A 20,191-nucleotide genomic window follows, 5' to 3' on the forward strand; every position below is an offset into this window, starting at 1 on the left:
CCGGTCCGTCGACAACCGATGCCCGCAACGCCATGGTCGCGGGCATGCTGGCCTCCGGGATCTCGGTCAACGGGCTGCAGCCCAGCCATAATCCGCAGGTCGCGCTGCAGATGTTCACCACCGCCAGCTCGATCGACCCGACCATGTGCGATGCCTGGCTGGCCCGCGTACTGGCCGGTGACTCCGGTATCGAGGTGCTGGCGAACGCCTGGTCGACGGTGCGCACATTCGGCTGGGAGACCCGCCGTCTTGGCCTGTCCGACCTGGAATTCCGTCCCGAGGTTTCCGACGGGATGTTCCTGCGGCTGCTGATCACCAGCGTGGAATCGCTGGCCGCCGCGTACGCCGCCGCGCTGGCCGAAGCCAAACGCTACGAAGAGGCGTCGAAGCTGCTCGACGGCATCGAGCCGCGGAACCCCTTCGAGACCGAGTTGGTCAGCTACGTCCGCGGTCTGCTGTATTTCCGGACCGGCCGCTGGCCAGATGTGCTCAAGCAGTTCCCGGCGTCGGCTCCCTGGCGTCAACCCGAACTCAAGGCGGCTGCGGCGGCGATGGCCACCACCGCGCTGGCTTCGCTGGGGGTGTTCGAAGAAGCGACGCGGCGTGCGCAGGAGGCCATCGAGGGCGACCGGGTGCCCGGCGCCGCCAACGTCGCGCTCTACACCCAAGGCATGTGTCTACGGCATCTCGGCCGCGAGGACGAGGCCGCTGAGCTGCTGCGCCGGGTCTATTCGCGGGACTCGAAGTTCACACCCGCCCGCGAGGCACTGGACAATCCCGACTTTCGGCTGGTGCTGACCGACCCCGAGACCATCGAGGCCCGCACCGATCCGTGGGACCCGGACAGCGCACCGACGCGGGAGCAGGCCGAAGCCCATCGGCATGCCGAGGAGGCCGCGCGCTACCTGGCCGAGGGCGATGCGGAGCTGGCCGCGATGCTCGGTATGGAGCAGGCCAAGCGCGAGATCAAGCTGATCAAGGCGACCACCAAGGTGAATCTGGCGCGCGCCAAGATGGGCCTGCCGGTTCCGGTGACGTCGCGGCACACCCTGTTGCTCGGTCCGCCCGGCACCGGCAAGACCTCGGTGGCGCGGGCATTCACCAAGCAGCTGTGTGGCCTGACCGTGCTACGCAAACCGCTGGTGGTGGAGACCAACCGTTCCAAGCTGCTGGGCCGCTACATGGCCGATGCCGAGAAGAACACCGAAGAGCTGCTCGAAGGCGCACTCGGTGGTGCGGTGTTCTTCGATGAGATGCACACCCTGCATGAACGCGGCTACAGCCAGGGCGACGCGTACGGCAACGCGATCATCAACACGCTGCTGCTCTACATGGAGAACCACCGTGACGAGCTGGTGGTGTTCGGTGCCGGCTATGCCAACGCCATGGAGAAGATGCTCGAGGTGAACCAGGGCCTGCGTCGTCGGTTCTCGACGGTGATCGAGTTCTACAGCTACACCCCGCCGGAACTGCTGGAACTGACCAAGATGATGGGCGCGGAGAACGAGGACGTGGTCAGTGACGAGGCGGTCGAGGGACTGCTGCCGTCCTACGAGAAGTTCTACGCCGACGAGAACTACTCCGAAGACGGCGACCTGATCCGCGGCATCGATGTGTTGGGTAACGCCGGATTCGTCCGCAATGTCGTGGAGAAGGCGCGCGACCACCGCAGTTTCCGTCTGGACGATTCTGAATTGGACGCGGTGCTCTCCGGCGATGTCACCGATTTCAGCGACGAATGGCTGCACAAGTTCAAGGAATTGACCCGCGAGGACCTTGCCGAAGGACTCAGCGCGGCGGTTGCCGAAAAGAAAACATCCTGACTTAACAGCCGCCCGACAGTCGATTCACAGCGTAAGAACCGCTTGTCTGGGTTGACGCTCACTGGTACCGATGCCACCATTGCGCAGGTAAGGGGCCCGGTGCTTGTGCCTGGCCCAGTTGGTCTCTGTCGGTGTCAGGAGGTGAGGACGAGAGTTGTGTCCCGGCGATAATGCCCGCCCGGAATCGGCGAACCTTTGGTCCCGATCCGGCTCCGGCACCGTTTCTGTCACTTGAACCACGCTGCATTGAGCACGCTCCGATACGACGTCGTCTGGGGGCCACTGTTCGGCGTAGCGTCGTGAGCGTCGGTCCTTTGCGGCCGGCAAATCTTGGAGGAGAGCCCCATGACTTTTGTGAACACCCAACCGGAGGCGCTAACGGCGGCTGCGGGCAATCTGGCCGCCATCGGCTCGGCGCTCAGTGCTCAGAACGCCGCGGCGGCAACGCCGACCACGGGTGTGGTTCCGGCCGCTGCTGACGAGGTTTCGGCACTGACTGCTGCGCAGTTCGCCGCGCACGCCAGCATGTACCAGGCCATCAGCGCCCAGGCGGAGGCCATCCACCAAGCGTTCGTGGCCACCTTGAACACCAGCGCCAACACCTACGCTGCGACCGAGGCGGCTAACGCCGCGTCGGCCGGATAGTTCCAAATACCGTTAATTTCCAACAACTTTCAAGAATCAAGGAGAGGTAAGCATGGCACGTTTTATGACTGATCCGGACGCGATGCGTTCGATGGCGGGCCGTTTTGATGTGCACGCGCAGACGGTGGAGGACGAGGCTCGTCGGATGTGGGCGTCGTCGACGAACATCTCCGGTGCTGGCTGGGGTGGTCTGGCGGAGCGGACTTCGATGGACACCATGGGTCAGATGCAGACCGCGTTCCGCAACATCGTGAACATGCTGCACGGTGTGCGCGACGGTCTTATTCGCGACGCTAACCACTACGAGCAGCAGGAAGCTGCTTCCCAGCAGATCCTGTCGAGCTAGAAGGAGAACCGCAGATGTCGATTAATTACCAGTTCGGTGATGTGGATGCCCACGGTGCGTTGATTCGTGCCCAGGCTGCTTCGTTGGAGGCTGAGCACCAGGCGATCGTGCACGATGTGCTGGCCGCCGGTGACTTCTGGGGTGGCGCCGGTTCGGTGGCGTGCCAGGAGTTTGTGGCGCAGTTGGGCCGCAACTTCGCGGTGATCTACGAGCAGGCCAACAGCCACGGTCAGAAGGTGCAGTCGGCCGGCAACAACATGGCCAACACCGACGCTTCGGTCGGCTCCAGCTGGGCCTGAGCCCCCCGAGCGCGCTGGGGCGCTAGCACCTTCTAACCCCAGCAACGCGGAAAACCACCCGACGGTCGACTGACCAAAGGTGACTGGCATGGATTTTGGAGCGTTACCGCCCGAAATCAACTCGGGCCGGATGTATTCCGGCCCGGGTGCCGGTCCCTTGCTGGCTGCTGCCGCCGCCTGGGATGCCCTAGCCGGTGAGCTGACAACCGCCGCGTCGTCATACGCCTCGGTGGTCTCGAGCCTCACCGGTACCGTCTGGACTGGACCGACGGCGGCATCGATGGCGGCGGCGGTACAGCCTTACGCGAGCTGGATGGGCAGCACTTCCGCTAAAGCCCAGCAGACCGCCGGGCAAGCCCGGGCCGCTGCCGTCGCCTACGACACCGCCTTCGGCGCGACGGTCCCGCCACCGGTGATCGCGGCGAACCGCAGTCTGTTGCTGTCGCTGGTTGCGACCAACATTCTGGGCCAGAACACCCCGGCTATCGCCGCGACCGAGCTCGAATACGCCGAGATGTGGGCCCAGGACGCCGGAGCCATGTACGGCTACGCGGGCGCCTCGGCGCATGCCACTGCGCTGTCCCAGCTGCCCACCCCGCCGCAGACCACCAACCCGGCCGGTCTGGCCGCCCAGTCCGCGGCTGCCACCCAGGCGGTGGCCGGAGGTCAGACGCAGACGTCGTTGTCACAACTGATCTCGATGGTGCCGCAGGCACTGCAGAACATGGCGGTATCGGGGTCGGCCCAGGCGGATCCGACCACGATCCTTGATTTCCTGGCCGGCCCGCTATCGCCGATCTCGTTGTTCGGGATCGGCGGTATCCCGTACCTGTTGGCCATCCAATGCGTGCTGCTCCCGATGAACGGGGCCAACGTGGTCTCCGCAGTCAACAGGGCGATGGGACCCAAACCCTGGCTCGAGGGGCCAACGGCCCTGCCAACCGGAGCACTCGCGAGTTCCCGACTGGCCGGCGCCCCGGTGGTGTCGGCGGCGTCGGGCAACGGCGGTTGGATCGGGCAACTGGCGGTGCCGCAGGGCTGGATCGCTCAGACTCCGACTGCGAAGACCGTCGCCGCGGTGTTTCCGGAGGCCGGCCCGCAAGCCGTCGCGGCGGTCGCTGCGGAAGGCGACAGCGGGTTGGCCGGCAACCTCGCTCTCGGCGGTCTGGCCGGGCGGGCCATGAGCGTGAACGGACGCGGGGACGGCCAGGCCACCGGCCTGGCGGCGGCGAGTAAACCGGGCAAGCCGAGCAAAGCGACCATCATCGTGATCCCACCGTCAGCGGAGGACTGAACCGTGCCGGGCATGGACTTCGCGTCTCTGCCACCGGAGTTGACCTCTGCGCTGATGTACGCCGGCCCGGGGGCGGGGCCAATGTTGGCGGCAGCCGGCGCATGGCGTGGGTTGGCAGGGGAGCTCGGCGCCGCAGCCTCGGCCTACCAGGACGTGATTGCCGAGCTGTCAGGACAGAGCTGGTTCGGTCCAGCGTCACAGTCGATGGCGGCCGCGGCTACGCCGTACGCACAGTGGCTCGGTGCCACCGCGGCATCGGCGGAGGACACGGCGAGCCGGCTGATGCTGGCCGTGGGTGATTTCGAGCAGGCGCACGCGTCGACGGTGCCGCCCGTGGCTATTGCCGCCAACCGCAGTCTGCTGGCGGCCCTGGTCGTCGCGAATGTGGTCGGACAGAACACGACTGCGATCGCGGAGACCGAGGCCGAGTACCACCAGATGTGGTTGCAGGACGCGATGGCGATGTACAGCTACGCGGCGAGTTCGGCAACCGCGACCGAGGTCAAGCCGTTCAGCGCGCCGCCAGCGGTCGTTGACTCGGCCGGGGCGCCCGCGCAAGGCGCTGCCATAGGGCAGGGCGCCGTGGGCAGCGCCCATTCCCCGCTGTCCCCGATGCTCGATGCGATACCACGCACATTGCAAGGCCTAGCTACCGCCGGAAGTGCGCAGGCTGCGCCCGACCCGGTGTCACAGGCGGCGTCCTACATCGAGACGGTGGCCCGGTCGATCCTGCCGGCCAACGACACCAACATCTCGGCGCTCTACGGCATGGGCCAGTACGCGCGCAATCTCAACACCGACCTCGACATCTCCGAGGCCACCGGAGGCCGAGCCGGATTCGGTTCCGCGGCAAGGGCACCGAACTTGACTGAAGCCACCTCGCTGGGCGACGCCCGGCCGGTTGTGGCTGCGAGCAGCGGAACGGCGAGCGCGGTCGGCAAATTGGCGGTTCCGCAGGCCTGGGCGGACGCGGTGCCTGAGGTCACGGCGACCGCGACCGCTTCGCCGGCGACGCCAGCGGGCGCGGCGGCCCCGGCAGGATCGGCGGCCCTCGCGCGCCCTGGCGTCGGGGTGGCGGTGGCCGGTTTCGCCGGGCGCGACGGCCATCGGCGTGGGCGGGCCGCCGGTTGCAGCGAGCGAAGCGCCGGTGAGCTCATCGGAACCAACGAGGTGCGGCACTGGCATGTCGAACCCGGTGAGCTCAAGAGTCTGCTGGGCGAGGTGGCCACGCAACCAGGCGTCCACGAGGTGTACTTCGACACCGATGAGCAGAGCGGGCCGCCGGGGTGACCGAGATGGATTTCGCCGTGCTACCGCCGGAGGTGAACTCCGGGCGGCTGTATTCCGGGCCGGGCTCGGGACCGATGCTCGCCGCCGCGACGGCATGGGCGCGGTTGGCATCCGAGACCGCTTTGGCCGCTGGGGCTTACCAGTCGGTGCTCACGGGCCTGACCGATGAGGTATGGCTGGGACCGGCCGCGAATTCGATGGCCTGCGCCCTCGCGCCGTACGTGATGTGGCTCGATGAGACCGCGGTGCTCGCCCAACAGACTGCGACCGGTGCCACTGCGGCCGCGGCAGCCTTCGAGGAGGCTTTGGCTTCCATGGTGCCTCCGCCGGTGATCGCGGCGAACCGCAAGGCACTGGTGACACTGATCGCTGCGAACGTATTCGGGCAGAACAGTGCGGCCATCTCGATGCTGGAAGCCGAGTACGCACAATTGTGGGTGCTGGACGCGGCGGCCATGTACGCCTACGCGGCCCAGTCGGCGGCCGCGACCACCTTGAGCTCGTTCACCGATCCGCCGACCACCACCGATCCCACGGGATTGGGCAGGCAGGCGGCCGCGGCGGCCGAAGCCACCGCGGGCGGGGCGAAGGACCAGCTCGCGCAGCTGATCGCCGCGATCCCGCAGGCGTTGCAGGGACTCGCCCCCGCGGCGGCGCCGCTGCAACTCGCGGACGACCCCAGCGCACTCACCCTGTCGCAGCTGGTCTCGTACGTGCTGATCCTGCCGAAGAGCATTGTGCCCTTCAACGACGCCATCAAATCCGTCCTCTACGGCTTGATCCAGTACTCCCGCAACCTCAACACCGACCTGGACATCGCCGCGGCCACCGGGGGCAGGGCTGGGTTCGGTTCCGGGGCTTCGGCATTGGCGGCGTCGGCGTTGCCTGTCCCGCCCCCAGCGACCGGATCTGGACCGCTATCGGCCCGTGTGGGCGCGGGGGCCGCGGTCGGCAGGCTCAGCGTTCCGCCGAACTGGGTGACCAGCGCGCCGGTGGCCACGATGGCCGCCGCGGCGCAGGGGAGCGGGGTAGCCGGGGTGCCCGCCGCTGCGGCAGCGGCGGCCGAGATCCCCTGCGGCGTGTTCGGGGATCTGGGCCTGGCCGGCCTGGCCGGGCGGGCGCTCACCGGCTCCGCTCCGCGGAGTCGGCCTGCCGCGGCCATGAACGGCCATGCGCAGAGCCGACTGGAACGCCTGGTCACCGAATTGGCCGGCACCACTGAGGTACAGCACTGGCACGTCGATCCCGACCGGCTCGACAGCCTGCTCGAAGAACTTGCCGAGCAGCCTGGCGTGCATGCGGTTCACGTCAACCCGGGCGGTCAGCACCGCGCCGGACCGGATCGCCAGCCTGGTTAATGCCTGTGCGAGTTCTGGCCGACTTCTGGCCGAAGACAACCGGTTTCGCATCCGGCGCAGACCCGTGGACGGCAGCCCGTTCGCGGCTCGCCGCAGCCGATTGACCCTGCCAGCGCACTGGTGCACTATGGTTAAGCAAGCACCTCGTTAGGTGAGGCGTCTGCACGGATATAGGCCACTGACCCCGAACGTCGAAAGACGCCCCGGGTCAGGACAGCTCCTCCCGGATTAAGGGTTGAGCCCAAGTGGCTTCCGGGTTTGCACATTTGTGCAGGCCAGGACACGCCGTGCAGTGCCGAAGCTCTGACGAGAGGGGTGCGGATCTCGGTTGTCGCCGGGCTACTTCACCTCGTCGTGCATACGTGCAGGCACCCGCGCGTGCCCAGGCCGAGAGGAGGTGAGAGCGACATTGAGTCCGAGTGATAGTTCCTATCCGAGATCGATGTTCGTCTCCTTCGATCTCGGTACTGCTTTCACCATCTGATTCGCACCGGCGCTGAACTCGTCGACTGGCGTACCTTCCCATAGCGGAAGGCGCCAGGCTTCGTCGTGCCCTGAAATCGATTGGTAGCTCGGCTATTTCGTTGAGCCTGCGATCGACTTGGCATGAGCGGCTCCGGCATGTCGCCACGACCGCTGTCCCGATTTCTCCTGCCGTCCGGATTACGGCTGCAACGCATATCGGGCACCGACCCCTGCCTGCACAGCACCCCAAGATCAGCCACTTTTGGCTCGAAAACCATCAAAAAGGAGCACTACCATGGACTTCGGAGCATTTCCGCCGGAAATCAACTCAGCACGTATCTACACTGGCCCCGGTTCGGGACCGATGATGGCCGCCGCGGCGGCCTGGGACAAGATGGCCGCCGAACTGAGCTCGGCCGAAGCCGCCTACCAGGCCGTCATCAACGGACTCGTCAGCGAAGGCTGGATGGGGCCGGCCTCCAACGCGATGGCCGCCGCGGCAGCGCCCTACGCGGTGTGGATGGGCACCACCGCCGCCCAGGTAGAGCAGGCCGCCATGCAGGCCAAGGCGGCGGCCGCGGCGTTCGACGCGGCATACGCGATGACGGTCGCACCGCCGCTGATCGTCGCCAACCGGTCTCAGCTCGCGGCGCTCGTGGCGACCAATTTCCTCGGTCAGAACGCTGCGGCGATCGCGGCCACCGAGGCGCAGTACGGCCAAATGTGGGCCCAGGACGCCGGTGCCATGTACGGCTACGCGGCGTCGTCCGCGGCGGCGACCAAGGTCACGCCGTTCACCGCACCGCATGAGGTCGCCGACCCGTCGGCGCAGGGTACGCAGCAGGCGGCGGTCTCCCAGGCCGCCGGTACGGCGGCCACGTCAAACGCGCAATCCGCAGCGTCCCAGGCGCTTACGAACATGCCCAACACACTGCAGAGCCTCGCGTCGCCCACCCAGTCGTCGGCGCCTGCTTCATTGATCGACTGGCTCGCCAGCTTCTTGGGTGTGGAGCCTGGCGATGTGGCGAACGGCGCCACCAACCTGATGAGCAGCTCGTTCAGTCCGATGGCCGCGGCCGGGATCTCCAGTTTCGCTGCCGACATGGCGGTGGTGCGTGGTGCTGCCATCGCCGCCGGGGACCCGCTGGGCTTAGGCGCCATCGACCCGTTCACGCCGATGCTCGGAGCGCTGGGCGGCGGATTGGGCAACGGAATGCACGGGTTGGGTGGTGGTCTGGGTGCCGCCTCGGCGAGCATGGGCCACGCCGCGTCGGTCGGGGCGTTGTCGGTACCGCAGTCGTGGGCCGCCGCCGTTCCGGCAACGGCGGCTCCGGGTACCTCGGTCGCCGCCACCGGCTGGACGGTCGCTGCGCACGCACCGGAGGCCGGCGCGGCCGGCATGCCCGGGGTGCCGCTGGCGGGCGCCGGGCAGGGCCGCAACTACGGTTTCGCCGCCCCGCGGTATGGCTTCAAGCCCACGGTGATGGCTCGGCCGGTGGTCGCCGGCTAGGCATGTGTCATCGTTGAAGTCATGCAGACGCTGAGCGTCGCCGAGTTCACGTTGCGACTGGCTGTCGGGCTGGGCTGCGGTGCACTGATCGGGCTGGAAAGACAGTGGCGTGCGCGCATGGCGGGACTGCGTACTAACGCACTCGTTGCCGCCGGTGCGACGCTGTTCGTGCTGTACGCCGTCGCGGTGGAACCCAGCTCCACCCGCGTCGCGTCGTACGTGGTGTCGGGGGTGGGGTTCCTCGGCGGCGGGGTGATCCTGCGCGAGGGGTTCAACGTCCGCGGCCTGAACACCGCGGCCACCCTGTGGTGCTCGGCCGCTGTGGGCGTGCTTGCGGCGGCCGGCGACCTGACGTTCGCCCTGATCGGGACGGGCGCGATCGTCGGCACCCATCTGCTGCTGCGGCCGCTGGGGCGGCTCATCGACCGCGATCAGCACGTGGAGGAGGACGAACCGCAGTCGCCGTATGAGGTACAGGTGATCTGCCGGCCGAAGTCCGAGAAGTACCTGCGCGCCCAGATCGTGCAGCACACCGCCAGCAACGACCTGATTCTGCGGGGCATTCACACCGTTCGCGCCGGCGAGGACAACATTGCGCTCACCGCGTCGATGCTCTCGGACAGTCGGGCGCCGGACCGGCTCGAGCGACTGGTGGGCGAGTTGTCGCTGCAGCCGGGGGTCTACGCGGTGCAGTGGCACGCCGAGGATCAGTCGTCGCTGTCATCGGACTGATCGGGCCTAGGCTGATGTTCCGGAGGTAGGTAACGACGGTGGATGCGATCGCGGGTGTGTGGTCGGCGTTGCCCGGGCCGATGCGCGACCCGGTTATATTCGCCGTGCCTTTTTTCCTGCTGCTGCTGAGCCTGGAATGGTTCGCCGCACGCAGACTTGAACAGTTTGAATCAGAGCGCGTACCCGCCGGTGCGTACCGCACCGAGGACGCCTGGGCGAGCATCTCGATGGGCCTGGTGTCCATGGCCACCACCGCCGCGTGGAAGTTCATCGCGCTGCTAGGCTACGCGGCGATCTATACCTATGTGGCGCCGTGGCATCTGTCGCCCACGCGCTGGTACACCTGGGTGATCGCACTCGTCGGTGTGGACCTGCTCTATTACACCTACCACCGCATCGCGCATCGGATCCGATTGATCTGGGCGACTCATCAGGCGCACCACTCCAGCCGCTACTTCAACTTCGCCACCGCACTGCGCCAGAAGTGGAACAACAGCGGCGAGATCTTGATGTGGATTCCCTTGCCGCTGTTGGGTGTTCCGCCGTGGATGGTGTTCGCCAGCTTCTCGGTGAGCCTGATCTACCAGTTCTGGGTGCACACCGAACGGATCGACAAGCTGCCGCGGCCAGTCGAGTTCATCTTCAACACTCCGTCGCATCACCGGGTGCACCACGGCATGGATCCGGAGTATCTGGACCGCAACTACGGCGGGATCCTCATCATCTGGGACCGGATGTTCGGCAGCTTCGCCCCGGAGCGGTTTCGCCCGCATTATGGGCTGACCAAGCCGGTCGACACCTTCAACATCGTGACCCTGCAATTCCACGAGTACGCCTCGATCATCGCCGATGTGCGCAGTGCGACTCGGTGGCGCGACCGGTGGGGTTACATCTTCGGACCGCCCGGCTGGCAACCTGTCGCGCCGGCGGTGGCCGTCGCCCAGCAGCCGAGACTGCCGTGACGTAATGCGGGGCACACCGGCGGGTGTTCGCCTAGGCTGACTAACGTCGCATCCGAGCGACAACGCCCGGCGAGTCAGGTCGCGGCGTGCCGATGATGAAGGGGACAACGTGGCACAGAGCTTGGGAGACACCCTCACTGCAGGTAAGAAGCTCGTCAAGGGCGAGTCACTGACCTCCAACAACGGGGCTTACACCCTGACGCTGCAGGAGGACGGCAACCTGGTGTTGGCGGCGCGGGGCAAAGCGATCTGGGCCTCGGGCACCAACGGCAACGATGTGGTGCGCGCCGAGGTGCAGGCGGACGGAAACTTCGTCCTGTACACCGCCGACAAGCCGATTTGGCACACCGACACCAAGGGCAAGAAGGACGTCAAGCTGGTTCTGCAGGACGACCGCAACTTGGTGCTCTACGCCGCCGACGGCGCGGCCTGGTCCACCAAGACCGAGACCGACGCTCCGCCGCCGGAGGAGCCCAAGGCCGAAGAGGCTCCGGCTCCCGTGGAGGAGGCCGCACCCGCGGCACGCACCTACACCGTGGTCGCCGGTGACACCCTGTTCGCCATCGCCGAGCGGTTCTACGGTGACGGTAACAAGTACCCGCAGATCGCGGAGGCCAGCGGTATCGCCAACCCCGACCTGATCCACCCCGGTCAGGAGCTGACGATCCCCTGATCGCCGCGCAACGCCGCCGCGGCGGCCCGGATCCCTTGGGGCCGGGCCGCCGCGCTGCGCCATGGTGGCTTGGTCCGGCCGGACCGAAACCGGCCCTCAACGATAGGAGTCGACGGTTGCGCAGGCTCGTTGCGCGGGTGCTGGCGGTGCTGCTGGGGATCGGTGCGACAGTTGCTGGGCCGACGGTCTTTCCGGCCCGGGCTGACGGGGTGCTGGTGTTCCCGGGGATGGAGATCCGCCAGGACACCCACGTCTGCACGCTCGGCTACGTCGACCCGGTGATGCGGATTGCCTTTACCGCCGGCCATTGCCGGGGGAGCGGTACCGTCACCGACCGTGGCGGGGCAGTCATCGGCAGGCTGGCGACCTTTCGCGACAACACGCCTAATGGTTCGACCGTCAACACCGACCAGGTGATTGCCGACTACGAGTCGATCGTGCTGGCCGACGATGTCGACGTCAACGATGTCCTACCGGGGGGTCTGCGGCTGCAGGCCGGCCCGGACATTGAGCTGAAACCCGGTGATCCGGTCTGCCACTTCGGCATCGTCACCGGAGAAACCTGCGGCACCGTCGAACGGGTCAACAACGGATGGTTCACGATGACGCGCAGCGTTCGCAGTCAGCAGGGTGACTCCGGCGGCCCGGTGTATGCGCCGGGCGGCTCTGGTCCGGCCCGAATCGTCGGGCTGTTCAACAGTGTCTGGGGCGAATTCCCCGCCGCGGTTTCGTGGCCGGCGATCTCGCAGCAGGTCCGCGAAGACGTCGGCGTGCCGACCCCGCTGTCGTGACCCCGCCGCCTCGCCCGCCCAACCAGATCGCCTGGGTCACAGGCGATCTCGATGCCACCGAGTCCACGCTGACCGCGTTGCTCGGCGTGCGCAAATGGATCCGTATGCCCGGCGTGCACTTCGCCCCGGACACTTGCAGCTACCTGGGCGAGCCGGCTGATTTCGTCGCCGACATCGCGCTGAGCTACGTCGGTGACATGCAGTTGGAGCTGATCGCACCGGTACGTGGACGCAGCCTCTACGACGACTTCCTCCGTGCCCACGGGCCGGGCCTGCACCATGTCTGCATCGAGGCCGAGGACCCCGAAAATTTCGACGTTATGCTGAACGACACCGCCGAGCAGGACGCCCAGGTGGTTGCCCGGGGCGTGATGCCCGGCGGCATGCAATTCGCGTACGTCTCAGCTCCGGAAGCCGGCATCCCCTACCTGGAGATCGCCTACATCCCAGCCGAGATCCGAGCGGTGTTTGACTACATCAAACAGGAGCAGCGGTAACCACCGCAGCGGCGCCGATGTCCAGCGCCGGCGACATAGAGGAGTGGCGGCAATGAGCACCCAGATCCCGGACACCACCAGTGCCGAAACGGTTTCGGAGTGGTCCGACGAGTTCGACGTCGTGGTGATCGGCTTCGGCATCGGTGGCGGCTGCGCGGCCGTCACGGCGGCGGCAGCCGGGGCCCGGGTCCTGGTGCTGGAGCGGGCCGCCGAGGCCGGCGGCACCACCGCCATGGCAGGCGGCCACTTCTATCTCGGCGGCGGCACCGCGGTCCAGCAGGCCACCGGGCATGCCGACACGGCGGACGAGATGTACAAGTACCTCGTCGCGGTGTCGCGCGAACCCGAGCATGACAAGATCCGGGCCTACTGTGACGGCAGCGTCGAGCACTTCAACTGGCTTGAAGACCTTGGAATTGCGTTTGAGCGCAGTTACTACCCGGAGAAGGCGGTGATCCAGCCCAACACCGAGGGGCTGATGTTCACCGGCAACGAGAAGGTGTGGCCGTTCCTGAACGAGGCCGTTCCGGCGCCGCGCGGGCACAAGGTTCCGGTGCCCGGTGACACCCAGGGCGCCAAGATGGCAATCGACCTGCTGCTCAAGCGGGCCGACGACCTCGGGGTGACGATCCGCTACGAAACCGGCGCCACCGGGCTGGTCACCGACGCCTCCGGTGCCGTCGTGGGTGTCACGTGGAAGCACTTCACCGAAAGCGGTGTGATCAAAGCGAAGTCGGTGGTGATTGCCGCCGGTGGCTTCGTGATGAACCCGGAGATGGTCGCCCAGTACACGCCGAAGCTGGCCGAGAAGCCGTTCGTGCTGGGCAACACCTACGACGACGGACTGGGCATCCGGATGGGGATGTCGGCAGGCGGCGCCACCAAGCACATGGACCAGATATTCATCACCGCACCGGTCTACCCGCCCTCGATCCTGCTGACCGGCATCATCGTCAACAAAGAGGGCAAGCGCTTTGTCGCCGAGGACTCCTACCACTCGCGCACGTCGGGATTCGTCATGGACCAGCCCGACAGCGCGGCCTTCCTGATCGTCGACGAGGCCCACATGCGCAAGCCGCAGGTGCCCTTGGTTCCGCTGATCGACGGATGGGAGACCGTACCGGAAATGGAAGCCGCACTGGGCATTCCGGAAGGAAACCTGGTGGCGACCCTGGACCGCTACAACACGTACGCGGCACAGGGACAGGACCCCGACTTCCACAAGCAGCCGCCGTTCCTGACGGCGCAGGACACCGGACCGTGGGGCGCGTTCGACCTGACGCTGGGCAAGGCCGTGTACGCCGGATTCACCATCGGCGGGCTGGCGACCTCGGTGGACGGCGAAGTGTTGCGCAGTGACGGCCAGCCGATCCCGGGCCTCTACGCCGCCGGGGCCTGCGCGGCCAACATCGCCCAGGACGGCAAGGGCTATGCCAGCGGCACCCAGTTGGGGGAGGGCTCGTTCTTCGGGCGCCGCGCCGGGGCGCACGCGGCGGCTCGCTAGCGGCTAGACCGGACTGAGGTCCCAGCGGCCCTGGCCGCGCAGCTCCAGCACGTGCTTGTGGTGCTGGCGCACCGTGTGCCGGTGGCTCACGCTGACCAGGATGGTGTCGGGCAGCTCGGAGCGCAGCAGCCGATACAGCGTCAACTCCAGTCCTTCGTCGAGCGCCGACGTCGACTCGTCGAGGAACGCAGCCCTGGGGCGCGTCAACAGGAGCCGGGCGAACGCCACCCGCTGCTGCTCACCGGGCGAGAGCACCTTGGCCCAATCCTCGACGTCGTCGAGCCGGTCGACCAAGTTAGGCAGTGACACCTTCGTCAACGCCTCGGTGATCTCCGCGTCGGCGACCTCGCCGACCTCCAGCGGGTAGGACACCACCGCGCGCAGATCACCCAGTGGGATGTAGGGCAGCTGCGAGATGAACATCGTGGCGTTGACCGCATCGGGGCGCCGCAGGGTTCCCGACGCGTACGGCCACAACTGGGCCAGGCTGCGCAGCAGTGTCGTCTTGCCGCTGCCGGACGGTCCGGCGATCATCAGCGCGTCACCGATGCTCAGCTGCACGTCGAGCGCCTCGATCAGCGGGACGCCCTCGGGGGTGCGCACCTCGACGCCCTCGAGGGCCACCGTGCCGTCCGGGCTGGGCTTGACCAGCAGCTCGGGAAGGTCCCGGGCCTCGCGGTTGGCTTCCACCAGCCCGTGCAGACGAATGATCGAGGCACGGTAGCCGGCGAAGTTGTCGTAGGCGTTGCGGAAGAACGACAGGGAGTCCGAGATGTTGCCGAACGCCGACGCGGTCTGCGCCACCCCTCCGAACATGATCTGTCCGGAGAACAGCCGCGGCGCCTGAATCACCCAGGGCAACGGCACGATCGCCTGGCTCACCGACAGGTTCCAGCCCGAGAACCCGATGGTCCGGTTCACGAACTTCAGATAGTTGGCGATGATCGCGCGGAACCGCGTCCGCAGCTGGACCCGCTCGGCCAGCTCGCCCCGATAGAACGCCACCGACTCGGCGGCGTCGCGCACCCGCACCAGCGCATACCGGAAGGCGGCGTTGGTGAGCTCATTGCGGAAGCTCAACCGGATCAGGGGCCGGCCGATCCAGAACGCGACGATGGTCGCGATGGCCACGTAGACCAGGACGATCAAGAACATCGCCCGCGGAATGTCGAGCCCGAACACGGTCAGCGTGCCCGACAGGTTCCACAGGATGGCGGTGAACGACACCACCGTGACCATGGACTGCACGGCGCCGAACAACAGCGTGCTGCCGGTGCCGTTGGCCGGGGCGTTGACGTTGGCGCCATTGCCCGCGGTGAAGATGTCGATGTCCTGCTGAATACGCTGGTCGGGGTTGTCGATCGCGCCTTCGATGGCTTCGCCGACAGCGGGGTCCAGCGGTGTCTTGACGAAGTGGGCCCGGTAGTAGGCCCGCCCGTCCAACCAGTCCCCGGTCAGTCGCTCGGTGAGCCAGATGCGCCAATTCACCATGAAGTGCTGGGTCAGATAGATGTCGAGCATCACCCGCGCCACGTGCAGCACGGCCATCAGGCTGAAGATGCCGATCGACATCCAGAATCCATGTACGCCCGACGCTTTGATGGCCTCGTCGCCCCCGGCGGCGCCTTGGAAGGCGGTCTGCAGCGACGAATACATGTCGTTGCCCTGGAAGCTGAACAGCACGTTGAGCCGGACCGCGGTGATCACCGACAGCAGCAGCACACCCAGCATCAGCCAGACCCGGAGGCTGTCCCGCCCGGTGAAGTAGGCGCCGCTGATCTCCCAGAACTGGCGTCCCCATCGGGTGCTGACCCGCAGCAGGGCCGCCACGGCCAGCACGCTGACCGCGCTGATGGTCCAGGCCAGCGCGATCCACACCAGAGAATCGGGCAGGGCATGCGCCCAGTCGATGGACGGCTTGAACACCTTCGAGTCCACTGCCACATCTCCTTCACCGCCGAATCGACGTGCCGGCCGGTAGATCAAAAATCCCGTGCGAAACCTACCGCGTAGCGCGGCGCGGCGTCGGATGAGCACCGCCAAAGCAGCCCGGTACCGTTGTGCTGTGGCTAACACCTCCAAGACTGTCTCCGCAACGCGAACCAAGTCGGGTCGGCTCAGCGGGAAATTCTGGAAACTGCTGGGCGCCAGCACCGAGAAGAACCAGAGCCGTTCGATGGCCGAGGTCACCGCGGCCGGCGAGTACGCCAAGAAGGCCGCTGGGCTCGACGACGAGCAGCTGCGCAAAGCCGCGCAACTGCTCAAACTCAAGGAGCTGGCCGATTCCTCGGACATCCCGCAGTTCTTGGCGATCGCCCGCGAAGCCGCCGAGCGCAGCATCGGGCAGCGTCCGTTCGATGTTCAGCTGCAGGGCGCGCTGCGGATGCTGGCCGGCGATGTGGTCGAGATGGCCACCGGTGAAGGCAAGACCCTCTCCGGTGCGATCGCGGCCGCGGGTTACGCCATCGGTGGCCGGCACGTGCACGTGGTCACCATCAACGACTACCTCGCGCGTCGTGACGCCGAATGGATGGGCCCGCTGCTGGAGGCCCTGGGGGTCACCGTCGGGTGGATCACCGAAGACTCCACGGCGGCCGAGCGCCGCGCCGCTTACAAGTGCGACGTCACCTATGCGTCGATCAACGAGATCGGCTTCGACGTGCTGCGTGACCAGCTGGTCACCGATGTCGATGATTTGGTCTCGCCCAACCCGGATGTGGCGCTGATCGACGAGGCCGACTCGGTGTTGGTCGACGAGGCGCTGGTGCCGTTGGTTCTGGCCGGCACGACGCACCGGGAGACACCCCGGATGGAGATCGTTGAGCTGGTCGGACGGCTCAAGCCCGGAGTGGACTACGACTCCGACGAGGACCGGCGCAACATCCACCTGACCGAGGTGGGCGCGAACAAAGTCGAGAAGGCACTCGGTGGTATCGACCTGTACTCCGAGGAGCACGTGGTCTCCACGCTGACCGAGGTCAACGTCGCCCTGCACGCCCACGTGCTGCTGCAGCGCGACGTGCACTACATCGTCCGCGACGGCAAGGTGCAGTTGATCAACGCTTCGCGCGGTCGGATCGCCACGCTGCAGCGCTGGCCGGACGGCCTGCAGGCCGCGGTGGAGGCCAAGGAGGGCATCGAGACGACCGAGACCGGCGAGGTGCTCGACACCATCACGGTGCAGGCGCTGGTCAATCGGTATCCGACCGTGTGCGGTATGACCGGTACGGCGTTGGCGGCCGGCGAGCAGTTGCGGCAGTTCTATCAATTGGGGGTCTCGCCGATCCCGCCGAACATGCCCAACATCCGCGAAGACGAGGCGGACCGGGTCTACATCACCGCTGCGGCCAAGAACGACGCCATCGTCGCCCACATTGTCGAGGTGCACGCCACCGGGCAACCGGTGCTGGTCGGCACCCACGACGTCGCCGAGTCCGAGGAACTGTACGAGCGGCTGCGTAAGCGCGGTGTCCCGGCGGTGGTCCTCAACGCCAAGAACGACGCCGAAGAGGCCACCGTGATCGCCGAGGCCGGCAAGCTCGGGGTGGTGACGGTGTCCACCCAGATGGCCGGTCGCGGTACCGACATCCGCCTGGGCGGCTCCGAAGAGGCTGACCATGACGCGATCGTCGCGCTGGGCGGGCTGCACGTGATCGGCACCGGCCGCCAGCACACGCAGCGCCTCGACAACCAGTTGCGGGGCCGGGCCGGCCGTCAGGGCGACCCGGGTTCGTCGGTGTTCTTCTCCAGTTGGGAAGACGATGTCGCCGCGACCAACCTGGAAGCCAACAAGCTGCCGATGGAGACCGATCAGGAAAGCGGCGACGGCCGGATCGTGAGCCCCAAGGCCTCGGGTCTGCTCGACCATGCGCAGCGCATCGCCGAGGGCAAGCTGCTCGACATCCACGCCAACACCTGGCGGTACAACCAGCTGATCGCCCAGCAGCGCACCATCATCGTGGAGCGGCGCAACACGCTGTTGTCCACCCCGGCGGCGCGCGAGGAGCTGGCCGAGCTCACCCCGAAGCGCTACGCGGAATTGAAGGCGCAGCTGGGGCAGAACGGGGAGGACGGCGAAGCCAAGCTGGAGAAGATCTGCCGGCTGATCATGCTCTACCATCTGGACCGCGGCTGGGCCGACCACCTCGCGTACCTGGCCGACATCCGGGAGAGCATCCACCTGCGCGCGCTGGGCCGGCAGAACCCGCTCGACGAGTTCCACCGGTTGGCGCTTGACGCGTTCGCCTCGCTGGCCGCTGACGCCATCGAGGCGTCCCAGCAGACGCTGGAGACCTCCGATTCGATCGAGTCCGAGCCGGGAATCGATCTGTCGAAGCTGGCGCGGCCCACCTCGACGTGGACCTACATGGTCCGGGACAACCCGCTGAGCGACGACAGCATGGACGCGCTGAGTCTGCCCGGGATCTTCCGCTAGGGGGTCGGTATGCCTGCCGGGTCTGGCTCCGATCAACTCCAAGACCGGGTGCTCACGGTGCCCAACGTCATCAGCCTGGCCCGTCTCGGGTTGATCGGCGTCTTTCTGTACCTGCTGCTGATCGCGCGGGCGGACGGGCCGGCGGTGGCGATTCTGATGCTCAGCGGCGCCTCGGACTGGGCCGATGGCAAAGTGGCTCGGCTGTTCAACCAGTATTCGAGGCTGGGCGCCCTACTCGATCCGGCGATCGATCGGCTCTACATGATCACAATTCCGGTCGCCTTCGGGGTGCGCGGACTGGTGCCCTGGGCGATCATCGCAACACTGCTGGCCCGAGACCTGTTGCTGGCCGCCACGCTGCCGGTGCTGCGTAGCCGGGGACTGACCGCGCTGCCGGTGACCTACATCGGCAAGGCGGGCACGTTCGCGCTGATGTCAGCGTTTCCGCTGATCCTGTTGGGACAGTGGGATCAGCTGTGGAGCCGGGTGGTGCTCTCGGCCGGATGGGGTTTCCTGATCTGGGGCCTGGGTATGTACCTGTGGGCGTTCGTGCTGTACCTGATCCACGTGAGACTGGCGGTCCGGACCATGCCCAAGGTTGCTGGTGACTGAGCCGTTCTTCGCGCTGAGCGGATACGACTCCCGGGGGGCGGGCGCCCACGAGGCCGGCAGGCCACAGAGATTCGCGGTGCCGTCGCTGCTGCGCTCCCTGCTGTCCGAACATCTCGACCCCGGCTATGCCGCCGCGGCGGCCAGGCGATCCCGCCGCACCGCGCCCCCGGCGGCCACCGCCCGGGTCGCGGGGTGGGCATGGGAGGCGGTGGCGGCGTTGTTGGTGGCGACGGTGTTCGCCGTCGCGGTGGCGCAGGCAAGGTCGGTGGCCCCCGGGGTGCACGACGCCCAGCAGGTGCTGGCGACGAATGTCCGAGCGGCCGAAGCCGTCACCGGCAGGCTGGCCGACAAACGTGACACCTACTCCAACCGTGTCGACGAGCTGCGCCGGCACCGGCTGGCCGACGACGCCCAGGGGCAGCGGGTGTTGGCCGGCCTGGACGCGCTCAGCCTGGAGGCTGCCAGCACGCGGGTGAGCGGTCCCGGGGTGACCGTCACCGTCACGGACCCCGGCGCCGGGCGAAATCTCTCCGATGCCTCCAAGCAGCGGGTGTCGGGTAGCCAGCAGATCATCTTGGACCGCGACCTGCAGCTGGTCGTCAACTCGCTGTGGGCCAGCGGAGCCGAGGCGATCGCCGTCGGCGACGTGCGCATCGGCCCGAATGTCACGATCCGGCAGGCCGGCGGAGCCATCCTGGTCGACAACAAGCCGATCAGCAGTCCTTATGCGCTGCAAGCCATTGGACCGCCAGGCGGACTGCGCGACGCCTTCGACCGCAGCCCGGGGTTGTACCGGCTACGGCTGTTGGAGGCCTCTTACGGGGTGGTGGTCCGGGTCGACGGCCGCAACTCGGCCGACATCACGCTGCCGGCCGGATCGGTGCGAGATGTCCGGTTTGCCAAACAGATAGGGGCATCGTGACGCAAGCTTGCAGGGGTCCGGTTCGGGAGGCTG

18 protein-coding genes and 1 riboswitch are annotated in these 20,191 nt (G+C 67.1%); of the genes, 17 read left to right on the forward strand and 1 reads right to left on the reverse strand.

The window, feature by feature from the left end; genetic code table 11:
* The first annotated feature begins 32 nt into the window (after positions 1-32).
* The 14 genes from eccA (at position 33) to RCP37_RS09920 (ending at position 14,189) form a co-directional block, all read left to right on the forward strand.
* A complete protein-coding gene (gene eccA, locus RCP37_RS09855) occupies positions 33-1,823 on the forward strand; it encodes a type VII secretion AAA-ATPase EccA (protein ID WP_308487022.1) in 1,791 nt (596 codons plus the stop codon).
* Positions 1,824-2,168: 345 nt separating this feature from the next.
* On the forward strand, positions 2,169-2,468 hold the full coding sequence (locus tag RCP37_RS09860) for a PE family protein (protein WP_046286641.1): 300 nt from the start codon (positions 2,169-2,171) through the stop codon (positions 2,466-2,468).
* A 52-nt stretch (positions 2,469-2,520) separates the two neighbouring features.
* Positions 2,521-2,814, forward strand: coding sequence for a WXG100 family type VII secretion target (locus tag RCP37_RS09865; RefSeq protein WP_308486664.1), 294 nt, complete (start codon positions 2,521-2,523; stop codon positions 2,812-2,814).
* Positions 2,815-2,828: 14 nt separating this feature from the next.
* Positions 2,829-3,113, forward strand: a complete 285-nt coding sequence (locus RCP37_RS09870) for a WXG100 family type VII secretion target (protein WP_047317298.1) — start codon at positions 2,829-2,831, stop codon at positions 3,111-3,113.
* 88 nt (positions 3,114-3,201) lie between these two features.
* Positions 3,202-4,407, forward strand: coding sequence for a PPE family protein (locus RCP37_RS09875; RefSeq protein WP_308486668.1), 1,206 nt, complete (start codon positions 3,202-3,204; stop codon positions 4,405-4,407).
* A gap of 12 nt (positions 4,408-4,419) precedes the next feature.
* Positions 4,420-5,697 (forward strand): PPE family protein, encoded by a 1,278-nt coding sequence (locus tag RCP37_RS09880; protein ID WP_308486669.1) that lies wholly within the window; start codon positions 4,420-4,422, stop codon positions 5,695-5,697.
* A 5-nt stretch (positions 5,698-5,702) separates the two neighbouring features.
* Positions 5,703-7,055, forward strand: coding sequence for a PPE family protein (locus RCP37_RS09885; RefSeq protein ID WP_308486670.1), 1,353 nt, complete (start codon positions 5,703-5,705; stop codon positions 7,053-7,055).
* A 136-nt stretch (positions 7,056-7,191) separates the two neighbouring features.
* Positions 7,192-7,377, forward strand: a riboswitch (M-box (ykoK) riboswitch).
* Positions 7,378-7,815: 438 nt separating this feature from the next.
* Positions 7,816-9,030: a PPE family protein gene (locus RCP37_RS09890; protein WP_308486671.1), complete on the forward strand. Its 1,215-nt coding sequence runs from the start codon at positions 7,816-7,818 to the stop codon at positions 9,028-9,030.
* A 21-nt stretch (positions 9,031-9,051) separates the two neighbouring features.
* The gene (locus RCP37_RS09895; RefSeq protein ID WP_308486672.1) at positions 9,052-9,762 is read left to right on the forward strand and encodes an MgtC/SapB family protein; all 711 of its coding nucleotides are present in this window, start codon (positions 9,052-9,054) and stop codon (positions 9,760-9,762) included.
* A gap of 38 nt (positions 9,763-9,800) precedes the next feature.
* Positions 9,801-10,724, forward strand: coding sequence for a sterol desaturase family protein (locus RCP37_RS09900; protein WP_308486673.1), 924 nt, complete (start codon positions 9,801-9,803; stop codon positions 10,722-10,724).
* Positions 10,725-10,845: 121 nt separating this feature from the next.
* Positions 10,846-11,397 carry a LysM peptidoglycan-binding domain-containing protein gene (locus RCP37_RS09905; protein ID WP_024442753.1) on the forward strand — a complete coding sequence of 184 codons (552 nt, stop codon included), beginning with the start codon at positions 10,846-10,848 and terminating at the stop codon, positions 11,395-11,397.
* A gap of 116 nt (positions 11,398-11,513) precedes the next feature.
* Entirely contained in the window at positions 11,514-12,188 is a 675-nt protein-coding gene (locus tag RCP37_RS09910; RefSeq protein WP_373693141.1) for an Rv1815 family serine proteinase, read from the forward strand.
* A complete protein-coding gene (locus RCP37_RS09915) occupies positions 12,185-12,685 on the forward strand; it encodes a VOC family protein (RefSeq protein WP_308486674.1) in 501 nt (166 codons plus the stop codon). The genes RCP37_RS09910 and RCP37_RS09915 overlap by 4 nt, the downstream gene beginning before the upstream one ends.
* A 52-nt stretch (positions 12,686-12,737) precedes the next feature.
* Positions 12,738-14,189, forward strand: a complete 1,452-nt coding sequence (locus RCP37_RS09920; RefSeq protein WP_308486675.1) for an FAD-binding protein — start codon at positions 12,738-12,740, stop codon at positions 14,187-14,189.
* A gap of 3 nt (positions 14,190-14,192) precedes the next feature.
* On the opposite strand, the gene RCP37_RS09925 is transcribed toward RCP37_RS09920, so the two are convergent.
* Positions 14,193-16,127 (reverse strand): ABC transporter ATP-binding protein/permease, encoded by a 1,935-nt coding sequence (locus tag RCP37_RS09925; RefSeq protein WP_308486676.1) that lies wholly within the window; start codon positions 16,125-16,127, stop codon positions 14,193-14,195.
* 91 nt (positions 16,128-16,218) lie between these two features.
* On the opposite strand from RCP37_RS09925, the gene secA2 reads away from it, so the two are divergent.
* The 3 genes from secA2 to RCP37_RS09940 are packed head-to-tail and all read left to right on the forward strand — an operon-like array spanning position 16,219 to position 20,158.
* Complete coding sequence (gene secA2 / locus RCP37_RS09930) at positions 16,219-18,624, forward strand: accessory Sec system translocase SecA2 (RefSeq protein WP_308486677.1); 2,406 nt, start codon at positions 16,219-16,221, stop codon at positions 18,622-18,624.
* Positions 18,625-18,633: 9 nt separating this feature from the next.
* Positions 18,634-19,236, forward strand: a complete 603-nt coding sequence (locus RCP37_RS09935) for a CDP-alcohol phosphatidyltransferase family protein (protein ID WP_308486678.1) — start codon at positions 18,634-18,636, stop codon at positions 19,234-19,236.
* Complete coding sequence (locus tag RCP37_RS09940; protein ID WP_308486679.1) at positions 19,229-20,158, forward strand: DUF881 domain-containing protein; 930 nt, start codon at positions 19,229-19,231, stop codon at positions 20,156-20,158. The genes RCP37_RS09935 and RCP37_RS09940 overlap by 8 nt, the downstream gene beginning before the upstream one ends.
* Positions 20,159-20,191: the final 33 nt, after the last annotated feature.

It is taken from the genome of Mycolicibacter sp. MU0102, from assembly GCF_963378105.1.
GTDB classification, from domain to species: Bacteria; Actinomycetota; Actinomycetes; order Mycobacteriales; family Mycobacteriaceae; genus Mycobacterium; species Mycobacterium holstebronense.